Consider the following 19770-nt stretch of genomic DNA (forward strand, 5'->3'; position numbering starts at 1 on the left):
CAGGTTACGCCGCGACTCCAGCCGCACGCGCGACGGGCCGACACTCGGCAGGGTGACGCCCACCCACGACGCCCTCCTGCCGCCGCACGCCTTCACCGGACGCAAGCTCGGGCGCGCGGTGCTCGCCTACGTGCTCGGCGTGATCGCCATCATCACGCTGGAGCCGTTCGTGTTCCGCGCGCCGGCGCAGATCCGGATCGTGCTGTTCGACCGGTACAACTGGCTCGATCCGTTCGCGAACGTGGTGCTGTTCGTGCCGCCCGGCTTCCTGTACGCACTCTCCCGCTCGGCCACCGACCGGGCGACCGGCGTCGCCCGCTGGCGCACGATCCGCGCGGCCACCCTGCTCGGCCTCGCCGCGAGCGCGGCGGTCGAGATCACCCAGGTGTTCGAGCCGGCGCGCTACCCGTCGCCGATCGACATCGCCACGAACGGGCTCGGCGCGGCGCTCGGGGCGTGGGCGTTCACGCGCGCGGCGCGGCGGCTGCGCGCCGACTCGGCGCTCGTCGGCCGGCTCGCGCTCGAGCTCCCGCTGATGGGGCTCGTCTACGTGCTCGTGCCGCTCTGCTCCCTCGCCGCGATGACGGTCGCGGCGGGCGCGGTCGTCCGCGGGGCGGTCGTGCCACTGCCGCGCGGCTGGGGGCTGGTCGCGCTCGCGCTGTTCGGGGGCACGCTCCTCGGCCACGTCCAGCGCCGCCACTTCGGGCCGGCGCGGACGATGACGGCGGCGCAGACGGCGCTCGCCGCGGCCGGCTGGTTCGCCGTCGGGGCGCTCCCCGCGCTCGCCACTGCGCCGCGCACGTTCGTGGCGGGCACCGTCACGGCGGCCGTGGTCGCGTGGGCCCACGGCCGAGCCCCCGACGGCGCCATCCCGATCAACCGGCGCTTCGAGCTCGCTGCGCTCGGCCGCGCGGTGCCGTGGCTCGTCGCCTATCTGCTGCTCATGCCGCTCACCGAGCCGGTGCGGCGCCCCAAGGTCATGAGCCAGCTCGACCTGCTGCACGCGGTGGAGTCGCTCGCCGCGTTCACGGTCCTCGGCTACGTGCTCGCCGAGGCGTGGGGACGTCTGGAGCTACGGTACCGCTACACGTCGTGGCGCGTGGGGCTCGTGGCGGTCGTCGGCGCGGCGCTGAGCGAGGCGCTCCGCCGCATGGCACTCCCGCCGATTGCGGCGGCCCCGTGGATCGCGGCCCACGTCGTGTCCGCCGCGTACGGCGGCTGGATGTACCACCTGCAGCGCGCCCACGTCCGCGCGCTCGTGGCCGGGCGAGACGTCCGCGGACAACCCGTGCAAGTCCACGCGGCAGCGTAAATAATTCCTTGCGTGACGCGGGTCACCGTTGTCGTGACTCCACGTGACGAATTACATTCGCGGCCGTAGCGATTGCAGCCGGAGTCGGCGGTAAGCGCTCGCGTCGTCCCCGATCGCCCACCCGCCATCGTCGTGGATTCGGCCCCCCCGGTCGATCCATGGCGCTCTTCACGGCCCGGCGCCCAATCGCCGAGTCCGTCGAAGGAAGGCCCGGTCCGCCGTCTCAGCGCGAATGTCCGCCCCCGACCTCGTGCCTGACCGCTCGATCGCCGCTCGCCTCTGCGCGGCCCTGCTGCTCGTCGCCGCGTGCGCCGGCGACCACGCGACCGACCCCGTCTCCCCCGAGACGATCGGCGCTGGCCGTCGAACGTCCGCGTCGGTCACCCTCCCCGCGCTCATCGAGGAGCCGGTCGAGCTGACGACCCCCACCTACGAGAACTCCGGAGAGAGCGTCCACCCTGACGTGGTGGAGTTCCCGCGGGAGTGGAACGGGTGGCGGTACTGGCTGACGATGACGCCGTACCCGAAGTCGGACTACCACGTCGAGAACCCGTCGATCCTCGTGAGCGGCGACGGCGTGCACCTGCAGGTGCCGCAGGGACTCACGAACCCGGTGATCCGGCGGCGCGGCCACGCGAAGGACTACAACTCCGACCCGGAGCTGGTCTACAACCCCGAGTCGAACCGGCTGCTGCTGTTCTACCGGTTCGTCGACCGACGCACGAACACGATCCTCGTCTCGAGCTCGATCGACGGCGTCACGTGGCGCCCGGAGCCGAAGGCGTTCTGGGCCCGCACGCACTCGGCGGTGTCGCCCACGGTCTCGCTGCGCGCCGGCGCGAACCCGACGCGCATGTGGTACGTCGACGCCGGCAAGGCGGGATGCAAGACGTCGTCGAGCCGCGTGCTCGTGCGCGCGGTGGAGGACTCGGGCGCGCGCGTCACCGGTGCACGGTGGTCGGAGCCGGTGGAGACGGACCTCGCGCAGCCCGGTTACGTGATCTGGCACATGAAGGTCCGCTACGTGCCGAGCAAGGGCGAGTACTGGGCGCTGTACTCGGCGTTCCCCGTCGGGCCGGCCGGGTGCGACATCGACGACCTGTTCCTCGCGCGGAGCACCGACGGCGTCCACTGGCGCACGTTCGCGGCGCCGATCCTGCGCCACGAGGACCGCGCATGGACCGCCGCCGCCATCTACCGCAGCTCCTTCCTGTACGACGCGGCCACCGACGAGCTGCGCGTGTGGCTCTCGGCGCGCGGGTCGGACGCGAAGTGGCGGCTCGGCTTCGCGCACTTCCGCTACGAGCGGCTGCTCGCGGAGCTCGGCAGCGCCCCGGCGCTGGCATCGCGTCCGCCGAGCGCGCGCGTGGTCTTCGGGCACTCCGAGGCGGAGCCCTGAGGCATCCCCCACGACGAGGGCGGCGATGAAGCTGCTCCTCGTCGGCACGAATCGCGGCGGCGGCGGCACGGAGAGTCACTTCATCACGCTCGCCGCGGCGCTCGCCGACGCCGGACACGACGTGTCGGCGGCCGTGTGGCCGGAGGAGTTCATCCATCGCGCGCTGGCGCGTCACCCGCGCGTGCGACTGTTCCCGCTGCAGCTCGTCGCGCGGTACGACGTGCGCGGCGCGCTGGAGCTGTCGCGCATCGTGCGCGCGGTACGCCCCGAGTGGCTCGTCGGCGCGTTCAAGCGCGAGTACTGGCCGGTGGCGGTCGTGGGGCGACGGCGTCGCGTGCCGGTCGTGCTGTTCTCGCACCTCGACCAGCGCTTCCACCCGACGATGACGTTCGCGCTGCCGCGGCTCGTGCGGCGCATCGTGGCGCCGACGGAGTACCTGCGCCGCCGGCTCGTCGAGCGCGGCATGCCGGCGGCGAAGCTCGCCGTGCTCCCGAACCCGGTGGATACGGCGCACTTCCGCCCCGACCGCGTGGCGCGCGCCGAGATGCGCACGCGGCTCCGCTTCGACGACGACGACGTGGTCGTGGGCTTCGTCGGCCGACAGGAGCGCGGCAAGGGCGTGATGGCACTCGCCGACTCGGTGCACGCGGCGATGGACGCCGACCCGCGCGTGCGCATGCTGTGGGTCGGCCATCCCGGCGACGAGCGCACGGAGCTGCGCGAGGTGGTGGAGCGCTCGCCGCATGCCGCGCGGCACGCGTGGGAGCCGTGGACCGCCGACGTCGCGCCGTACTTCGCGGCGATGGACGTGTGCACGCTGCCGTCGATCGGCCCGGAGACGTTCGGCCGCGTGCTCGCCGAGGCGCAGGCGTGCGGCGTGCCGGTGTTGGGCAGTGCGCTCGGCGGCATCCCCGAGGCGATGCGCGACGGCGTGACCGGGCGACTGCTTCCCCCCGCGGACGTGCCGGCGTGGACCGTCGCGATCCGCGCGCTGGCCGCGGACGCCGAGCTGCGCGCGCGGATGGGGCGCGAGGGACGCGCGTTCGTGGAGCGCGAGTTCGCCGCACCGCGCGTCACGGAGCGCTTCGTCGAGCAGCTCCGCGCGTGGCGTTAGGCGCGGCGCGTCAGGCGCGGCGCGTCAGGCGCGGCGCGTCAGGCGCGGCGCGTTAGGCGCGTCACACGCGCCACTGGATCCCCTTCCGCTCGAGCCGAGCGAGCACGGCCCACCAGGCGGCGACGAACAGCAGGGCCCAGGCGAGCGATGCGACGCGCGGATCGAGGCCCAACGATGTCAGGGCGCGCGTTGCGGGGACCTCGGTGCCGAGCCGGCGGCCGTCCACCTTCCATTTGATGGTGGAGTGCAGCACGTGCGACGAGAGCTCCGCGCCGACGTAGGCGAGGATCGCGTTCGCGCCGAACGCGCGGAACGGCCGCGCCCACGCATCCCACCGCGCGACGTCGACGAGCCACGAGACCGTCGCGAGCGTGAGGCAGGCGGTGCCCGCGGTGAACAGCACGTAGGAGCTCGTCCACAGGGCCTTGTTGATCGGGAACCACCAGCCCCACACCAGTCCGGCCATCATGCCTAACGCGCCCGCGGCGCCGAGCGCGCTCAGTCGCTCGACGGTCACGCGGCGCGCCGCGAGCCACCGGCCGGCGAGCACCCCGAGCGCCGCGGTGGCGACGGCGGGAACGGTCGAGAGCAGCCCTTCCGGGTCGTAGGTCACGCCTGCGTCCCACAGGTGGTTCCCGAGTCCCCAGCGCGACCAGTCGAGCGTCGCGCGGTCCACCCATGCGGCGAGGGTGCGCGACCGGTCGTCGAGCGTCTCGCTGCCAAGGGCAAGCACGGCCCAGTAGCCGACGAGCAGCACGGCGATGACGGCGACGACGCGCCGCGCCGGCGCGCGCCACGTCAGCAGCGCGGCGGCGAGGTACGCGAGCGCGATGCGCTGCAGCACGCCGAGCACGCGGAGCTGCCGCAAGCGCTCGAGCACGCGGTCGCCGACGTCGGGCGAGGGATGGCCGGTGATCGCGCCGGACTGGTAGAACGGGAACCAGTTCAGCACGACGCCGATCCCGAACAGGATCGCGGCGCGGCGCAGCACCTGTCGGCGGATCGCCGCGTCGTCGGCACCGAGCGACGCGCGCCGCGTGAGCGACAGGTGCGTGGTGATGCCGACGACGAACAGGAAGAACGGGAAGACGAGGTCGGTCGGCGTCCACCCGTGCCACGCACTGTGGCGTAGCGGTGCGAAGACGGTGTCCGCGTCGCCGGGATCGTTGACCAGCAGCATCCCGGCGATCGTGAGGCCGCGGAAGACGTCGATCGCGGCGATGCGGTCGGCGCGCTCGCTCAGAGGAGCGCGGCGTGCCAGGAGTCGCGCGCCGGCCGCTCGAACCGGCGCCGCCACTCGCCCGCGGTCGTCACGCCGAGGTCGAACACCGGGGAGTCGGGACCCCACGCGCCCCTCGCCGCGTGCGCCCTCGCGTCGGGGCGCGGCGCCGCCTGCACGCGGCCGGCGGCGTCACGCCAGTACACGCGCCCCGCACCGCCGAGCAGCGACGTGCCGAGCGCCGGCTCGAGCGCCTGCAGGCGACGGAACAGCCCGTCGATGGAGCAGCCGGAGGCGCCGGCGGTGGACTGGTCGACGCCGACGGCGAGGAACCGGTCGTCGCGCCAATCGCGGCCGGCGCGCAGCGGGTCGCCATGCGCGGCCCAGGTCGCGAGAAAGGCATCGACTTCGTGGAGCAGCCGCGCGGACTGCTCGCCGTCGAGGGGCTCGGCGCTGGCAAACACCCAGAGGCGGGCGTCGTCGGGGAGGGTATCGAAGGGGACGGAGGGCATGAAGGGGAAACTACAACGGCGGGACGACTTACTGCGGGATGCCTGACGGCGGGACGACTGACGGCGGGATGCCTGACGGCGGGATGCCTGACGGCGGGAGCTTGCTCCGTTGAGCGGGATCCGGTGCGCGTCGGATTGGTGCCGCGACTCGTTCGGCGCATAGCACCTTGGGCGAAGGGGGGGAGCCCCCTGGGACCTAGGTACCCGCGCCCGCCGTTGGACGTCCCGCGGTCGATCGTCCCGCCGTCGATCGTCCCGCCGTCGATCGTCCCGCCGTCGATCGTCCCGCCGTCGATCGTCCCGCCGTCCGTCGTCCCGCAGTAAGTCGTCCCCGCCGTCAGTCGTCCCCGCCGTCAGTCGTCCCGCCTCATCCAGCCCCCACCCCGTGCCCGCGAAACACGAAGTACACCGCCCCCAGCAGGCACAGCGCCGCCCACACGAAGTCCAGCCGCAACGGCTGCTTCATGTAGTACACGCTGAACGGCACGAACACGAGGAGCGTGATGACCTCCTGCATCATCTTCAGCTGCGGCAGCGTCAGCGCCGTGAAGCCGATGCGGTTCGCCGGGACCTGGAGCAGGTACTCGAACAGCGCGATCCCCCAACTGATGACCGCCGCGACGTACCACTTCCGGTCGGCCAGCGTGCGCAGGTGGCCGTACCACGCATACGTCATGAACAGGTTCGACGCCGTGAGAAGGAGTGCGGTGCGCAGCGCGATGGGCATGGAGGACATTGCGAAACGTTAATGCGGCAACTTCCGCGGTACGGCCGGAGTAAGATGAAAGGCTGAGCGACAGCCGGGGTCAGTGCGTCGCCGTTTCCCTTCTCCATGCCCGAACGCGTTCCGGTCTTCCTCGACGAGTCGGGGCTCCGGTGGCGCCGCGTGCGCCTCGCCGTCCGCGCTGCCGCCGTCGCCACGTCGATCGTCGCGCTCACGGTCATCATCGCTGCACTGGTGCTCCCGAACCTCGGTGCGCTGAGCGAGACGCTCATGCCGCCGCAGCGCGCGCTGGGCCAGCCGGCACGGTTCGCGATCACTCGCAAGACGCGCGCGCTGCTGAACGCGCGCCGCAAGCTGTTCGGCGCGCTGTCGCACACGCCCGCCCCGCCCGCGCAACGGCCCGCGCGCATCGCCGTGCGCCCCGCGCCCGCGTTTCGCCCGATCCCGCCGGCGGCCGAGCGGCGCGATGCGATCGTGGCGGGGTTCTACGTGAACTGGGACGAGAACTCCCGCGTCTCGCTCGAGTTTCACAAGGAGCGGCTCGACTGGGTCGTGCCGGAGTGGGTGTTCGTGGCGCGCGGCGGCGACTCGCTCGAGTTCCGACTCGACCAGCCGCCCGGCGCGGCGCAGCAGCTCTTCCAGAGCCTGGGCACGGTGCCCGCCGAGCGCCGACCGCACGTCGTCGCCATGCTCACGAACTACGACTCGCGCGCGGGACGCTTCTCGTCGCCGTCGTGGCTCACGCGGCTCATCGGCACGCCGGCGAATCGCGCGCGCGCCGTGGCGCAGCTGCGCGACTTCGTGCGCGCGTACCGGCCGTACGGCGTCGGCGGCATCACGATCGACCTCGAGGAATATCCGGAGTCGCTCGACCCGGCCGTGATCGCGTTCGCCGCCGAGCTGCGCGCCGCGCTGCAACCGTTAGGCGCGATCGTCGCGCAGACGCTCGCCACCGACATCGACCCGGCGCGCGCGGGACGGCTCGCCGCGCCGAACGACTACGTCTTCCTCATGCTGTACGACGAGCACTACGGGAAGAGCGAGGCGGGGCCGGTGGCGAGCCAGGCGTGGTACGAGAAGTGGGCGCGCGACTACCTGCAGTACATCCCGGCGAACAAGGCGATCTTCGCCATGGGCGCGTACGGCTACCACTGGAGCGACGCGCCGGGCGTCGCGGCCTCCGGCGTGAACTTCGAGGCGGCCGTCGACTCCGCGCGCAGCAAGCACGTCGCGATCTCGTGGGACTCGGTGGCGTTGAACCCGTACGTGACGTGGACCGACCCCGACTCGACGGACCACGTGATGTGGTTCCTCGACGGCGTGACCGCGTACAACCAGGCGAAGGCCGCCGAGTCGATGGGCGCCGCGGGCGTGGGGATCTGGCACCTCGGCGACGAGGACCCGTCGCTGTGGAACGTGCTCGGTCGGCATGGGCTCGACGGCCCGCCGTCGCGGCTCGCCGACATCGACACGCTGTACCAGACGCAGTTCGTCGGCGACGGCGAGCTGCTGCGCATCCCCGACGTGCCGCGCCGCGGGCGCCGCGCGCTGCGCACCGATCCCACGACGGGGCTCGTGACGTCGGAGCGCGTGACGGAGCTGCCGTCGCCGTTCGTCGTGGTGCGCGCCGGCGTCGACACGGCGCGCTCCGACGGACACGGCGGGCTCGCGGGGCGCAAGATCGCGCTCACGTTCGACGACGGGCCCGACGGACGGTGGACGCCGGTCATCCTCGACACGCTCCGCGCGCACGGCGTGCCGGCCACGTTCTTCCTCATCGGACAGAACGTGCAGGCGCACATCGCGCTCACGCGACGCATCTACAACGAGGGGCACGAGATCGGGAACCACACCTTCACGCACCCGAACCTCTCGCTCGTCCCCGGCTTCATCACGCGGCTGCAGCTCGACGCGACGGAGCGCCTGCTCGAGGCGGTGCTCAACCGGCGCACCGCGTTCTTCCGCCCGCCGCTGTTCGGCGACGCGACACCGTCGACGGCCGACGAGCAGGTCCCCGTCGCGATCGCGACGCGGCTCGGCTTCGTGACGGCCGGCCTGGAGATCGACTCGCACGACTGGGATCAGCCGCGCATGACGGCGCGCGCGATCATCGACACGACGCTCGAGCAGCACGACGACCCGACGCATACGGGGAACGTGATCCTGCTGCACGACGGCGGCGGCAACCGGGCCCGCACGGTGGAAGCGTTAGGCCCGCTCATCGACTCGCTGCGCGCGCGCGGCGACACGCTCGTGCCGCTGTCGCAGCTCATCGGGCGCACACGCGACCAGGCGATGCCGGAGCTCCCGGGATCGAGCTTCCTGCTGCGCGCCGCGGAGCTCGCGGCGTTCGGGTCGGTCGGCTTCCTGGAGTGGGCGCTCTACTGGGTGATGACGGTCGCCGTGGTGCTCGGCGTCGGTCGGCTGGTGTTCGTGCTGGCGCTCGCCGCCGTGCAGCGCGTGCGCTCGCACCGCCGCGGGATGCGCCTCGACGCCGCGGCGGCCGCGGGCCACCCGACGCCGGGACACGCGTACGCACCGTCGGTGAGCGTGATCGTGCCGGCGTACAACGAGGAGAAGGTCATCATCAAGACGATCGCCTCGCTGCTGCGGCAGGAGTACGCCGGACCGCTGGAGATCGTCGTGGTGGACGACGGCTCGCCCGACGACACGTACGCGATCGCGAGCGAGGCGTACGGCGGGCACGGACAGGTGCGCGTGTTCCGGAAGCCGAACGGCGGCAAGGCGAGCGCGCTGAACTTCGGCATCGCGCAGGCGCAGGGTGACGTCGTCATCGGCCTCGACGCGGACACGGTGTTCACGCCGCACACGGTCGCGGAGCTCGTCGCGCCGCTCGCCGATCCCAGGGTCGGCGCGGTGGCGGGCAACGCGAAGGTGGGCAACCGCGTGAACCTCGTGACGCAGTGGCAGGCGGTGGAGTACGTGACGAGCCAGAACCTCGACCGCCGCGCGTTCTCGCTCCTCGACTGCATCACGGTCGTGCCGGGCGCGGTCGGCGCGTGGCGGCGCGAGCTCGTGATCGAGGCGGGCGGCTTCAGCGACGACACGCTGGCCGAGGACCAGGATCTCACGCTGGAGATCCGCCGGCGCGGCCACTCGATCGCGTACGCCGACGAGGCGATCGCGTACACGGAGGCGCCGGACACGCTGCGCGGCCTCGCGCGCCAGCGCTTCCGCTGGTCGTTCGGCACGCTGCAGTGCATGTGGAAGCACCGCGACGCGCTGTTCGGGCCGAAGTACGGCACGCTGGGCTTCGTCGCGATGCCGAACGTGTGGCTGTTCCAGCTGCTGCTCTCGGCGCTCGGCCCGATCACGGATCTCATGTTCGTGTACGCGCTGGTGTCGGTGAAGCTCGACCAGATCCAGCACGGCGCGACGTACGCGCTCGTGAACCTCGAGAAGGTGCTGGCGTACTACGCGCTGTTCCTGTTCGTGGACTGGTTCACCGCCGTGGTGGCGTTCCTCATGGAGCCGCGCGAGGACCGGCGGCTGACGTGGCTCATCGTGATCCAGCGCTTCGCGTATCGACAGGTGATGTACTGGGTGGTGCTGCGCTCGTTCGCGGCGGCGCTGCGCGGGCACGTCGTGGGTTGGGGGAAGCTGGAGCGAAAGGCCACGGTGGAGGTGCCGGCATGAGCGAGCCCGCCGGCGCGCGCCGGCGGTGGGCGGGGCCGGCGCTGTCGGTGGTGATCTTCGCCGCGGCGCTCGTCGCGCTGCAGCGCGAGCTGCACGCGTTCCGCTACCGCGACGTCACGCGGGGCCTGCACGCGATCCCGACGACGCAGGTCGCGACGGCGCTCGCGCTCACCGCGCTGTCGTACGCGATCCTCGTCGGCTACGACGCGCTGGCGCTCCGCTACGTGCGCCACCGCATCGCCGCGTGGCGCGTCGCGTTCGGGTCGTTCGTGTCGTACGCCGTGTCGCACACGCTCGGGTTCCCGGTGCTGACGGGCGGCGCGGTGCGCGTGCGCTTCTGGTCCGCGTGGGGGCTGTCGACGGGGGAGATCGGGCAGGCGGTCAGCTTCGCCGGCGCGACGTTCACGCTCGGCATGGTGCTCATGGGCGGGCTGGTGCTCGTGCTGGAGCCGTCGAGCAAGATGGCGCTCGTGCACCTGTCGGCCGCGGTGCGACCGTTGGGCGCCGTGGCGCTGCTGCTCGTCGCCGCGTACGTGGGGTGGAGCGTCCGGTCGGCGGCGCGCCGCCGCGCCCGGGGCACCATCGACCGCCGCTCGACGCCGCCGTCGGTCCCGGCGCTCGTCGCGTCGCCCACCGCCGGCGCAGGCCTCACACCCGAGCTGGCCCTCGAGACGGCGGCTGCCGACGCGGCGGCAGCGGATACGGCGGACGCGGCGACGGCGGACGCGGCGACGGCAGCGGGTGAGGCGGCGGGCGCGGCATCCGCGCCCTCGGCACCTGCCGCCGTAGCCACACCCGCAGTCTCGGCTTCGGCAGTCTCGGTTTCCGCCGTTTCGGTCGGAGGTTGGCGGTTCCCCGTGCCATCGCCCACGCTGGCGGTGGCCCAGCTCGTGTTGGCGGCCGCCGACTGGACGGTCGCCGGGAGCGTGCTGTACGCGCTGCTGCCGCATCAGGCGGCGGCGGTGCCGTTCCTGACGTTCCTCGGCGCGTTCCTGCTCGCGCAGTTCGCCGGCGTGGTGAGCCACGTGCCGGGCGGGATCGGCGTGTTCGAGTGGGTCATCGTGCGGCTGCTGCGGCCGTACGCGCCGAACGCCGCGGCGGTGCTCGGCGCGCTCGTCGCGTACCGCGCGGTGTACTACCTGCTCCCGTTCGTCGCCGCGCTCGGCGCGCTCGCGCTGCACGAGACGCGGCACGTGCAGGCGCGGGTCGCGGGCGGCGTCGTGCAGGGCGCGCGCGTGGTGGGGCGCGTGGCGCCGCGCATCGTGCCGCTCGCGCTCAGCTTCGCGACGTTCGCCGCCGGCACGGTGCTGCTCGTCTCGGGCGCGACGCCGTCGGTGCACGCGCGCGTCGCGGCGCTGCACTCGGCGCTGCCGTTAGGCGTCATCGAGCTGTCGCACTTCGCGGCGAGCCTCGCGGGCGCGGCGCTCGTCGTGCTCGCGTGGGCGCTGGGCCGCCGGCTCGATGCGGCGTGGGGGCTCGCGATCGTCGCACTCGTCGTCGGCATCATCGGCTCGCTGCTGAAGGGGCTCGACTGGGAGGAGGGGCTGCTGCTCACCGGCGTGCTGTCGCTGCTCATCCCGGCGCGCCCCGCGTTCTACCGCCGCGCCGCGCTCACGAACGAGCCGTTCACCCCCGGCTGGACGCTCGCCGTGCTGCTGGTCGTCGGCGTGACGACGTGGCTCGGCTACTTCTCGTACCACCACGTGGAGTACTCGAGCGACCTGTGGTGGCGCTTCACCGCGCGCGGCGACGCCCCGCGGTTCCTGCGCGCCTCGGTGGGCGTGCTCGGCGCGCTGCTCGTGTTCGCGCTCCTGCGGCTGCTGCGCCACGCGCCGGCCGACCCCGAGCCGCCGACCGACGCGGACCTCGCGCGCGCGCGGTGCGTCCTCGAGCGCGCGGTGGCGACGGAGGGGAACCTCGCGCTGCTCGGTGACAAGTCACTGCTGTTCAGCGACAGCGGCCGCACGTTCGTCGCGTACGGCGTCGCCGGCCGGAGCTGGGTGGCGTTAGGCGACCCGGTGGGCCCGCCCGAGGAGCACACCGAGGTCGCGTGGCGATTCAAGGAGGCGGCCGACGAGCACGGTGGATGGACGGTGTTCTATCAGGTGAGCGTGGACCACCTGCCGCTCTACATCGACCTCGGGCTGACGCTGCTCAAGCTCGGCGAGGAGGCGCGGGTCCCGCTCGATCGCTTCTCGCTCGACGGGGGGGCGCGCAAGGGCATGCGGCGCATCGTGAACGCGGTCGAGAAGCAGGGCGTGCGCTTCGAGGTGCGCGACGCGTCCGCGGTGCCCGCGCTGCTCCCCGAGCTGCGCCGCATCTCCGACGAGTGGCTGGCGACGAAGAGCGTGCGCGAGAAGGGCTTCTCGCTCGGCTACTTCGACGAGCGCTACCTGCAGCAGTTCCCGATCGCGCTCGTGCTGCGCCGCGACGGCGACGGCGAGCACCCGGTGGCGTTCGCGAACCTGTGGCGCGGCGCCGACCGGAGCGAGCTGTCGGTGGATCTCATGCGCTACGCGTCGGACGCGCCGGAGAGCGTGATGGAGTACCTGTTCGTCCAGCTCCTGCTGTGGGGCAAGTCCCAGGGGTACGCGGAGTTCAACCTCGGCATGGCGCCGCTCTCCGGCTTCGAGAGCCGCAGCCTCGCGCCGCTGTGGAGCCGCGCCGGCGCGCTGCTGTACCGGCACGGTGAGCACTTCTACAACTTCCAGGGGCTTCGACGGTACAAGGAGAAGTTCGATCCCATCTGGGAGCCGAAGTACCTCGCGTCGCCGGGCGGCCTCGTGCTGCCGCGCGTGCTCGCGAACGTCACGACCCTCATCTCGGGCGGCCTGCGCGGCGTGATCGCGCGGTGAGCGCCTAACGATCCGTCTCATGTCGCTGCGGCTGCCGCTCGCTCTCGCGCTCGTCCCGTCGCTGCTCGCCGCGCAGGCTCCATCGCCGGTGCGCGCGGCACCGCCGCCGGCGCTGGTGCACTACGACGTGCGCGACCTCCCGCTCGTCGAGCTGCTGCCGCCGACCGCGGCGGCCGGTCGCGCGCGCACGGCGGCGGACAGCACGCTCGTCGTGCTCATGACCGGCGACGGCGACTGGGCGGACATCGACAAGGGCATCGCCGAGGGGCTCTCGGCGGCGGGGGCGGCGGTCGTCGGGCTCAAGTCGCGCACCTACCTGCAGGCGAAGCCGCGCTCCCCCGACGTGCTCGCGCGCGACGTGGAGCGCGTGCTGCGGCACTACCTGCCGCTGTGGGGGCGCGACCGCGTGGTGCTGCTCGGCTACTCGCGCGGCGCCGACTTCGTGCCGTTCGTGGCGAACCGGCTGCCGGCCGACCTGCGCGCACGCGTCGCGCTGCTCGGCATGTTCGGCATGGAGCAGTGGGCGAGCTTCGAGTTCCACTGGTCGGACATCGTGCGCGACACGCACCGGCCGTCGGACCTCGCCGTCGCGCCGGAGCTGGCGCGGCTGCGCGGCACGCCGATGCTGTGCGTGTACGGGAGCGACGAGAAGGATTCCGCGTGCCGCCTCGCGGACGCGTCGCTGATCGAGCGGGTGGAGCGCGGCGGCGCGCATCACTTCGACAAGGACTACGCGGCGCTCGCCGCGCTCGTGCTGCGGGGGCTCGGCCGGCGCTGACGCGGCAGTGACGCCGCCCGCGGCACCGGACTCGACCGGGTGACGGAAGTCACGCGCGCCGGACCGGCGGTAACGAGGCGCGCGCGCGCTGGCAACCCTGTTGCACTAGGAGGCGGTGTACCCTCGCTGCTTCCATGTCCGAGCCACCCGTTACCGCCGCCGGGCGCGTGCCCGGCCCACCGCGCGCCGCGGACGACGGCGCACCGTGCCCGCTGGGAGTGGCACTCGCCCGCCGGCTGCGCGGCGCGAGTACCGAGCTGACGCACCGCTGGCTCGACCGGATCGCGCAACGCGTGGCGATCGACGCGAACCACGTCTTCCCCACCGAGGAGCTGCTCGACCACGTCCCGATCCTCATCGACGGCATCGCCGACCACCTCGAGGACCGGTCGAACACCATCACCGCCGACTCGGCGGTCGTCGCGAAGGCCATGGAGCTCGGTGCGCTACGCCACGCCCAGGGCTTCGACGCCTACCAGGTGCTGAAGGAGTACGAGATCCTCGGCGGGATCCTGTTCACGTACCTCGCCGGCACCGTGGACGAGATCCCGCTCGGGTGCTCGCGCGCGGAGCTGTTCGGCTGCGCGCACCGCGTGTATCACGCGATCGCGCTCGTGCAGCAGGCGACGACGACGGAGTACCTGCGTCGCGTGACCGAGAAGCTCTCCGAGCGCGACGCGCGGCTGCGCTCCTTCCATCGCACGCTCGCCCACGAGCTGCGCAACCGCATCGGCGCGGCGGCCGGCGCGGCCGAGCTGCTCGAGTCGGTGGAGCTGGGCGACGAGGAGCGCAAGACGATGTCGGGCGTCGTCGCGCGCAACGTCGGCTCGATGCGCACGACGCTCGAGCACCTGCTGGAGCTCTCGCGCGTCGACACCTCGGACGTGCGGCAGCAGCGGCACGTGCGGCTGCCGAGGGTGGCGGCGGAGGCGGCGCGGCAGCTGCGCGACCTCGCGCGCGCGCACGGCGTGGAGGTGCGCCTCGCGCCGCTCCCCGACGTGGACGTGAACGCCGCCGCGGTGGAGCTGTGCCTCACGAACTTCATCGCGAACGGCGTGAAGTACTCCGACCCCGCGAAGCCGTCGCGCTGGGTGGAGGTGAGCGGCGAGCTCGCCGTCGACGCGGACGGCCGGCAGGAGGTCGTGGTCCACGTGCGCGACAACGGCCTCGGCGTGCCGCCGGATCAGCGCGCGGGGCTCTTCGGCCGCTTCTTCCGCGCCCACGAGCACAGCGCGCAGTACGTCGAGGGCACGGGGCTCGGGCTCAGCATCGTGCTGGAGACCGTGCGCGCGTTAGGCGGCCGCGCCTGGGCGACGTTCCCGGAGGTGGGGACGGAGTTCGCGTTCGCGCTGCCGGAACGGCGAGGGCAGGAGGGCAGGAGGGCAGGAGGGCAGGAGATCGACTAGGCCGCTCCGGCCCTCCTGCCCTCCTGCCCTCCTGCGCTCGCCTCACGGCTTCGCGCCGGGGAGCTGGATCATCGGGATGCCGCCGCCCGACACCTGCGGGAGCTGGCCGTTCCACTTCTTCATCATCTCGTACTGCACGAGCGTCGGCGTGATGCTCGCGGACAGGAGCTGGTTCGCCTTCGCCTGCGCCTCGGCCTCCGCGGTGATCGCCTTCGCGCGGCCGGCCGCCTTGATGCTGTCGCCCTGCGCCTGGAACGTGTTCTTCTGCAGCTCGTTCTGCGCAGTGAGCGCCTGCTGCTGCATCACGTTCTTCGTGTTGATCGCCTCGATCACGGCCGGCGGCGCACGGAGCTCGTTGATCGTGAACTGCTTCACCTGAATGCCGTAGGGCTCGAGCCGTTTCGCGATGCCCTGCTGGGTGCGATTCACGACTTCCGCCTTTTTCGGCCCGATGACGTCGGCGATCGGCTCCTGACCCACCACCTCCTGCAGCGACTGGCGGATCGACTGCTTGACGTAGTTGTGCTGGATCGCCGCGATGTCCGTGCGGAACGTCTGGTAGAGCTGCGGCACCTTCGACGGGTCGAGCTCGAACGACATCGACACGTCGAGCGACAGCGGCTGCCCCTCCACCGAGTTGACGTTGATCTCGTCGTTGTTCGTCGAGCCCTCGCCGGTCGACTTCGTGAGGACGAGCGTCTGCATGTACGTCGGGTACTCCTCGATCTGCGTGAAGAGCGGGTTGCGCATATGGATGCCCGGGCCTAACGGCGTGCGGTCGACACCGCCGCCGGCGCGGTGGATCACGATGCCGACGTGGCCGGGGTTGATGTAGGTGAACGCGGTCGGGGCGAGGACGAGCACCGCGAACAGCGCGGCGACGATCATGAGCCCGCGCTTCACCGCGCCGAGCTTCTCCTCGCGCGAGCGCCCACCCCCACCTCCCATCGGGTCGAATGCCGCCCCGCGCCGCCGGCGCGCGTCGCTCTCCGGGGAGAGCTTCGCGCCGAGGCTCGCGCGCATGTCGTTCAGCGCCTGCAGGGGGTCGGTCGATCGGTCGTCGGTACGGTCACTCACGGAAAGCCTCCGCGTAGCACTCGGGACAGGTCACGCTGCCATTCGGCAGGCGCACCATGTCGCGCTCGGGGTGATAGCCGTGGATGGGACAGGTTAGGGCGGCGAGCCGCTCCAGACGCTGGCGGTTCGCGCGTTGCCGCGCCCACCGACCGAGTGGAGTCAGCGTCCACACCCCATATGCGACGAGGGCGGCCGCCACCGCAACCAGTGCGATGAAGAGGACGCCCTCGATGAGTATGCCGGCCATCGTACCGGAACATACGAGTGCGGGGCCCGGAAGGTTGCGACCCTCGCCCGCCCGAACGCATCCAGGGTTCGGGTGCCCCAACCTTTTCCCGGGTGGTGCGGCCGGCCGGGACCAGAGATCCTGGTGCGCACCTCCCTCCCGGAGATCCACCCATGCACCGTTCCATCGCTATGCTGTCGCTCTGCGCCGTCGGCCTCGCGCCGCTGGCCGCGCACGCCCAGGTCGTTCGCTCGGGCGCCGGCACGCTCGCCGACGTCACCGCCATCCGCGACGCCTTCCGCGCGGACCTCGGCGGCGGCACCGTCGCCGGGGCCAACGGCTCGTTCGGCGGGATCCGACGCGAGATCAACTGGGACGCCGTCCCCGACGCGTTCTCCGCCCCGAACAACCTGCCGGCGAACTTCTTCAACGCGAACTCGCCGCGCGGCGCGGTGTTCGCCACCGCCGGTACCGGCTTCCAGCTCAGCGCGAACGCCGGCGTAGCGCCGATCGCGTTCGACAACATCGACCCGTCGTACTCGAGCACGTTCCAGGCGTTCAGCCCGCAGCGGCTGTTCACCGCGCTCGGCAGCAACGTGGTCGACGTGAACTTCTTCGTCGCGGGGACGAGCACGGCGGCGCTCGTGCGCGGCTTCGGCGCGATCTTCTCCGACGTCGATCTCGCGAACACGACCTCGATCCAGTTCTTCGGGCCGGGGAGCGTGTCGCTCGGGACGTTCTACGCGCCGAGCCTCGTGGGGAGCCAATCGTTCTCGTTCCTCGGCGTGTCGTGGGCGACGCCGATCGTGAGCCGCGTGCGCATCACGAACGGCAACGCAGCCCTCGGCGCGGGGGTGCTCGACCAGAACGGGAACCCCGTCGACCTCGTGGTGATGGACGACTTCCTCTACGGCGAGCCGGTCGACGCGAGGTCGGTGGTCCCGGAGCCGGCGACGCTCGCGCTCGTCGGCGGCGGCTTCCTCGCGCTCGTCGGCGGCACGCATCGCAGGAGACGGCGGATGGTGTGATCGGCGAGGACGGACGAGGACTTGTGCCGGGGGCCGGGAGAGCGGACGTTAGGGCACGCTCACCCGGCCCTCTCTCATGCCCGTGCCCGCGTCGGCCCTTCCGGTTCAGCGTCGGCGCGACCCGGCCACACCGTCGGGCGTGCGGCGTGGCTCGCGAGAAGCGCAGACGCTCGAGACGCTGCGGGCGATCGTGGAAGAGATCAGCGGCGAGCTGGATCTGCGGCCGCTGCTCACGCAGCTCCTCGTGCGGGCGTGCGATCTCATCGGCGCCGATCGCGGCACGATCGGCCTGTTCGACCCGGCGCGCGGCGTGGTGCGCACGGAGGCGGCGCACAACATGCCGCCCGACGAGGTGGGCGCCGAGGCGGCGGCCGGCATCGGGCTCGCCGGTGCGGTGCTGCGCGACCGGCAGGCGGTGCTGTCGCGCTACGGCGACCTGCCCGACCCCCCGCAGCCCGCGCTCGCGGACGACGTCGTGATCGGCGTGCCGATCGTGCGCCGTGGCGAGATGATCGGCGTGTTCGGCATCGGCGTGCAGCCGCCGGTGCCTAACGACCGGCTGTCGCGGCGCGACGTGGCGACGCTCGAGATCTTCGCCCGCCACGCGGCGATCGCGATCGAGAACGCGCGCCGCTACGCGCGCGAGCAGCAGCGCACCGAGCGGTTCGCGCTCGTCGCGCGCGTGGGGCGCATCGTCGCCGCCGGCGTGCGGCTCGACGACGTGCTGCAGCGCGCCGCCGACGCGATCCACGAGATCCTCGGCTACCCGAACGTCGCGATCCCGCTGCTCGAGCCGGGCGATCCGCCGACGCTCGTCGTGCGCGCGTTCGGCGGGGACTACAAGGCGATGCTCGCCGGCGAGCATCGACAGCCGGTGACGATGGGCGTCATGGGCGCCGCGGCACGCGAGGCGCGCGCGGTGCTCGTGAACGACGCCAGGTGCGACCCGCGCTACGTCCCCATGTCGCGGTCGACCGGGATCACCGCGGAGCTCGCGGTGCCGATCCTCGCCGGCGGCCGCGTGGCGGGGCTCGTGAACGTGGAGGGGAGCGGGCCGTTCGACGACGAGGACGCGGCGACGCTCACGATCGTCGCCGACCAGCTGGCGGCCGCGGTGGAGAACGCGCGCCTCTACGAGGCCGCGCAGCGCGCCGCCGCGCTCGAGGAGCGGCAGCGCATCGCGCGCGACCTGCACGACTCGGTGACGCAGACGCTGTTCAGCCTCACGCTGATCGCCGAGTCGCTGGAGAGCGCGTGGCGGCGCGACGCGGCGGAGGGCGCGCGCCGGTGCGGCCGGCTGCTGGAGCTGAGCGGCTCCGCGCTCGCCGAGATGCGCGCGCTGCTCGTGGAGCTGCGGCCGGAGGTGCGCGTCTCGGATCCGTTAGGCGGCGGCGAGCCGCCGCTCGCCCGCGTCGCGCGCGAGGGACTCGCGGCGGCGCTCGCGCACCATCTCGCGGAGCTGCGCCGCGACCGGCCGGCGCTGGAGACTTCGCTCGACACCGCGCGCTACGGCGCGCGGCGGGCCCCCGCCCCGGTGGAGGAGGCGCTGTTCCGCATCGCGCAGGAAGCGACGGCGAACGTTGTGAAGCACGCGAGCGCGGAACGCCTGACGGTGCGGCTCGGCCGATCGCGCCGCGGCGTGCGCCTGACCGTGACCGACGACGGCGCGGGCTTCACGCCGGGCGACGTGCGCCGCGGGTTCGGCCTGCTGTCGATGCGCGAGCGCGCCGAGCGGCTCGGCGGCCGCGTGCGCGTGCAGCGCGCGCGGGGGGGCGGCACGGTGGTCAGCGCGTTCGTGCGGACGTGAGCCCCGTCGACCGCATCCGCGTCGTCGTGGCCGACGACCATCCGCTCGTGCGCGAGGGGCTGCGCACGTTCCTCACCGAGCGCGAGGTGCAGGTCGTCGGCGAGGCGGCCGACGGCGCGGAGGCCGTGCGTCTCGCGCTCGCGCTGCGCCCCGACGTGGTGCTCATGGACCTGCGCATGCCCGCGCTCGACGGCATCGAGGCCACGCGGCGACTCCGCAGCGCGGGCGCGCCGTGCCGCGTCGTGATCCTCACGAGCTACGGCGAGGAGGAGCGCGCGGCCGACGCCGTGCGGGCCGGCGCGGTGGGCTACCTGCTGAAGGACGTGGCGCGCCGCGAGCTGCTGCAGGCCGTGCGCGACGCCGCCGTGGGCCGCGCGACGCTGCACCCCGTGGCGCGCGAGCAGCTCCGGCGCGACCGCCTCGGCCGCCGTCCGCCCGAGGCGAAGCGCGCGCCGATGCCCACGCTCACGCGTCGCGAGCGCGAGGTGCTGGCGCTCGTCGCGTCCGGGGAGAGCAACAAGCGCATCGCCGGCACGCTCGGGCTGAGCGAGGGGACCGTGAAGGGCTACGTCAGCGCCGCGTACGAGAAGATTGGCGCGCGCGACCGCGCGCAGGCGGTGCTGTGGGCGGTGCGGAACGGCCTCGCGTCCTGACGC

The 19770-nt window shown here is 72.9% G+C and carries 15 protein-coding genes; 10 read left to right on the top strand and 5 right to left on the bottom strand.

Translation table 11 applies throughout. The features are described 5' to 3' along the window. Positions 1 to 52 precede the first annotated feature (52 nt). The 3 genes from J421_RS00505 (at position 53) to J421_RS00515 (ending at position 3825) form a co-directional block, all read left to right on the top strand. Entirely contained in the window at positions 53 to 1312 is a 1260-nt protein-coding gene (locus J421_RS00505; RefSeq protein ID WP_025409196.1) for a VanZ family protein, read from the top strand. 232 nt (positions 1313 to 1544) lie between these two features. Further along, positions 1545 to 2711, top strand: coding sequence for a hypothetical protein (locus J421_RS00510; protein ID WP_025409197.1), 1167 nt, complete (start codon positions 1545 to 1547; stop codon positions 2709 to 2711). A gap of 25 nt (positions 2712 to 2736) precedes the next feature. Further along, a complete protein-coding gene (locus J421_RS00515) occupies positions 2737 to 3825 on the top strand; it encodes a glycosyltransferase family 4 protein (RefSeq protein WP_025409198.1) in 1089 nt (362 codons plus the stop codon). A gap of 61 nt (positions 3826 to 3886) precedes the next feature. Here J421_RS00515 and J421_RS00520 read toward each other — a convergent pair whose 3' ends face one another. The 3 genes from J421_RS00520 to J421_RS00530 form a co-directional block, all read right to left on the bottom strand. Then, the gene (locus J421_RS00520) at positions 3887 to 5005 is read right to left on the bottom strand and encodes an acyltransferase family protein (protein WP_148306077.1); all 1119 of its coding nucleotides are present in this window, start codon (positions 5003 to 5005) and stop codon (positions 3887 to 3889) included. A 59-nt stretch (positions 5006 to 5064) separates the two neighbouring features. Beyond that, positions 5065 to 5556: a hypothetical protein gene (locus J421_RS34460; RefSeq protein ID WP_025409200.1), complete on the bottom strand. Its 492-nt coding sequence runs from the start codon at positions 5554 to 5556 to the stop codon at positions 5065 to 5067. A 367-nt stretch (positions 5557 to 5923) separates the two neighbouring features. Further along, positions 5924 to 6283: a DMT family protein gene (locus tag J421_RS00530; RefSeq protein WP_025409201.1), complete on the bottom strand. Its 360-nt coding sequence runs from the start codon at positions 6281 to 6283 to the stop codon at positions 5924 to 5926. Positions 6284 to 6388: 105 nt separating this feature from the next. On the opposite strand from J421_RS00530, the gene J421_RS00535 reads away from it, so the two are divergent. The 4 genes from J421_RS00535 (at position 6389) to J421_RS00550 (ending at position 14976) form a co-directional block, all read left to right on the top strand. Continuing rightward, the gene (locus J421_RS00535) at positions 6389 to 9937 is read left to right on the top strand and encodes a trifunctional glycoside hydrolase family 18/polysaccharide deacetylase/glycosyltransferase family 2 protein (protein WP_025409202.1); all 3549 of its coding nucleotides are present in this window, start codon (positions 6389 to 6391) and stop codon (positions 9935 to 9937) included. After that, positions 9934 to 12792, top strand: coding sequence for a bifunctional lysylphosphatidylglycerol flippase/synthetase MprF (gene mprF / locus J421_RS00540; protein ID WP_025409203.1), 2859 nt, complete (start codon positions 9934 to 9936; stop codon positions 12790 to 12792). The genes J421_RS00535 and mprF overlap by 4 nt, the downstream gene beginning before the upstream one ends. 19 nt (positions 12793 to 12811) lie before the next feature. Then, complete coding sequence (locus J421_RS00545) at positions 12812 to 13570, top strand: AcvB/VirJ family lysyl-phosphatidylglycerol hydrolase (RefSeq protein WP_025409204.1); 759 nt, start codon at positions 12812 to 12814, stop codon at positions 13568 to 13570. 218 nt (positions 13571 to 13788) lie between these two features. Continuing rightward, complete coding sequence (locus J421_RS00550) at positions 13789 to 14976, top strand: sensor histidine kinase (RefSeq protein WP_025409205.1); 1188 nt, start codon at positions 13789 to 13791, stop codon at positions 14974 to 14976. Between the two features lie 42 nt (positions 14977 to 15018). On the opposite strand, the gene J421_RS00555 is transcribed toward J421_RS00550, so the two are convergent. Continuing rightward, on the bottom strand, positions 15019 to 16053 hold the full coding sequence (locus J421_RS00555; RefSeq protein WP_025409206.1) for a prohibitin family protein: 1035 nt from the start codon (positions 16051 to 16053) through the stop codon (positions 15019 to 15021). After that, positions 16046 to 16300 (bottom strand): hypothetical protein, encoded by a 255-nt coding sequence (locus J421_RS00560; RefSeq protein ID WP_025409207.1) that lies wholly within the window; start codon positions 16298 to 16300, stop codon positions 16046 to 16048. Before J421_RS00560 ends, J421_RS00555 begins: the two co-directional genes overlap by 8 nt. A 152-nt stretch (positions 16301 to 16452) precedes the next feature. On the opposite strand from J421_RS00560, the gene J421_RS00565 reads away from it, so the two are divergent. From J421_RS00565 to J421_RS00575, 3 genes are all read left to right on the top strand, one after another. Next, positions 16453 to 17307 carry a PEP-CTERM sorting domain-containing protein gene (locus J421_RS00565; RefSeq protein ID WP_104022088.1) on the top strand — a complete coding sequence of 285 codons (855 nt, stop codon included), beginning with the start codon at positions 16453 to 16455 and terminating at the stop codon, positions 17305 to 17307. A gap of 76 nt (positions 17308 to 17383) precedes the next feature. Beyond that, entirely contained in the window at positions 17384 to 19114 is a 1731-nt protein-coding gene (locus J421_RS00570; RefSeq protein ID WP_025409209.1) for a GAF domain-containing sensor histidine kinase, read from the top strand. Further along, a complete protein-coding gene (locus J421_RS00575; protein ID WP_025409210.1) occupies positions 19111 to 19767 on the top strand; it encodes a response regulator in 657 nt (218 codons plus the stop codon). Before J421_RS00570 ends, J421_RS00575 begins: the two co-directional genes overlap by 4 nt. The last annotated feature ends 3 nt before the right edge of the window (positions 19768 to 19770 follow it).

This window comes from Gemmatirosa kalamazoonensis (genome assembly GCF_000522985.1).
In the GTDB taxonomy this organism is placed as follows: domain Bacteria; phylum Gemmatimonadota; class Gemmatimonadetes; order Gemmatimonadales; family Gemmatimonadaceae; genus Gemmatirosa; species Gemmatirosa kalamazoonensis.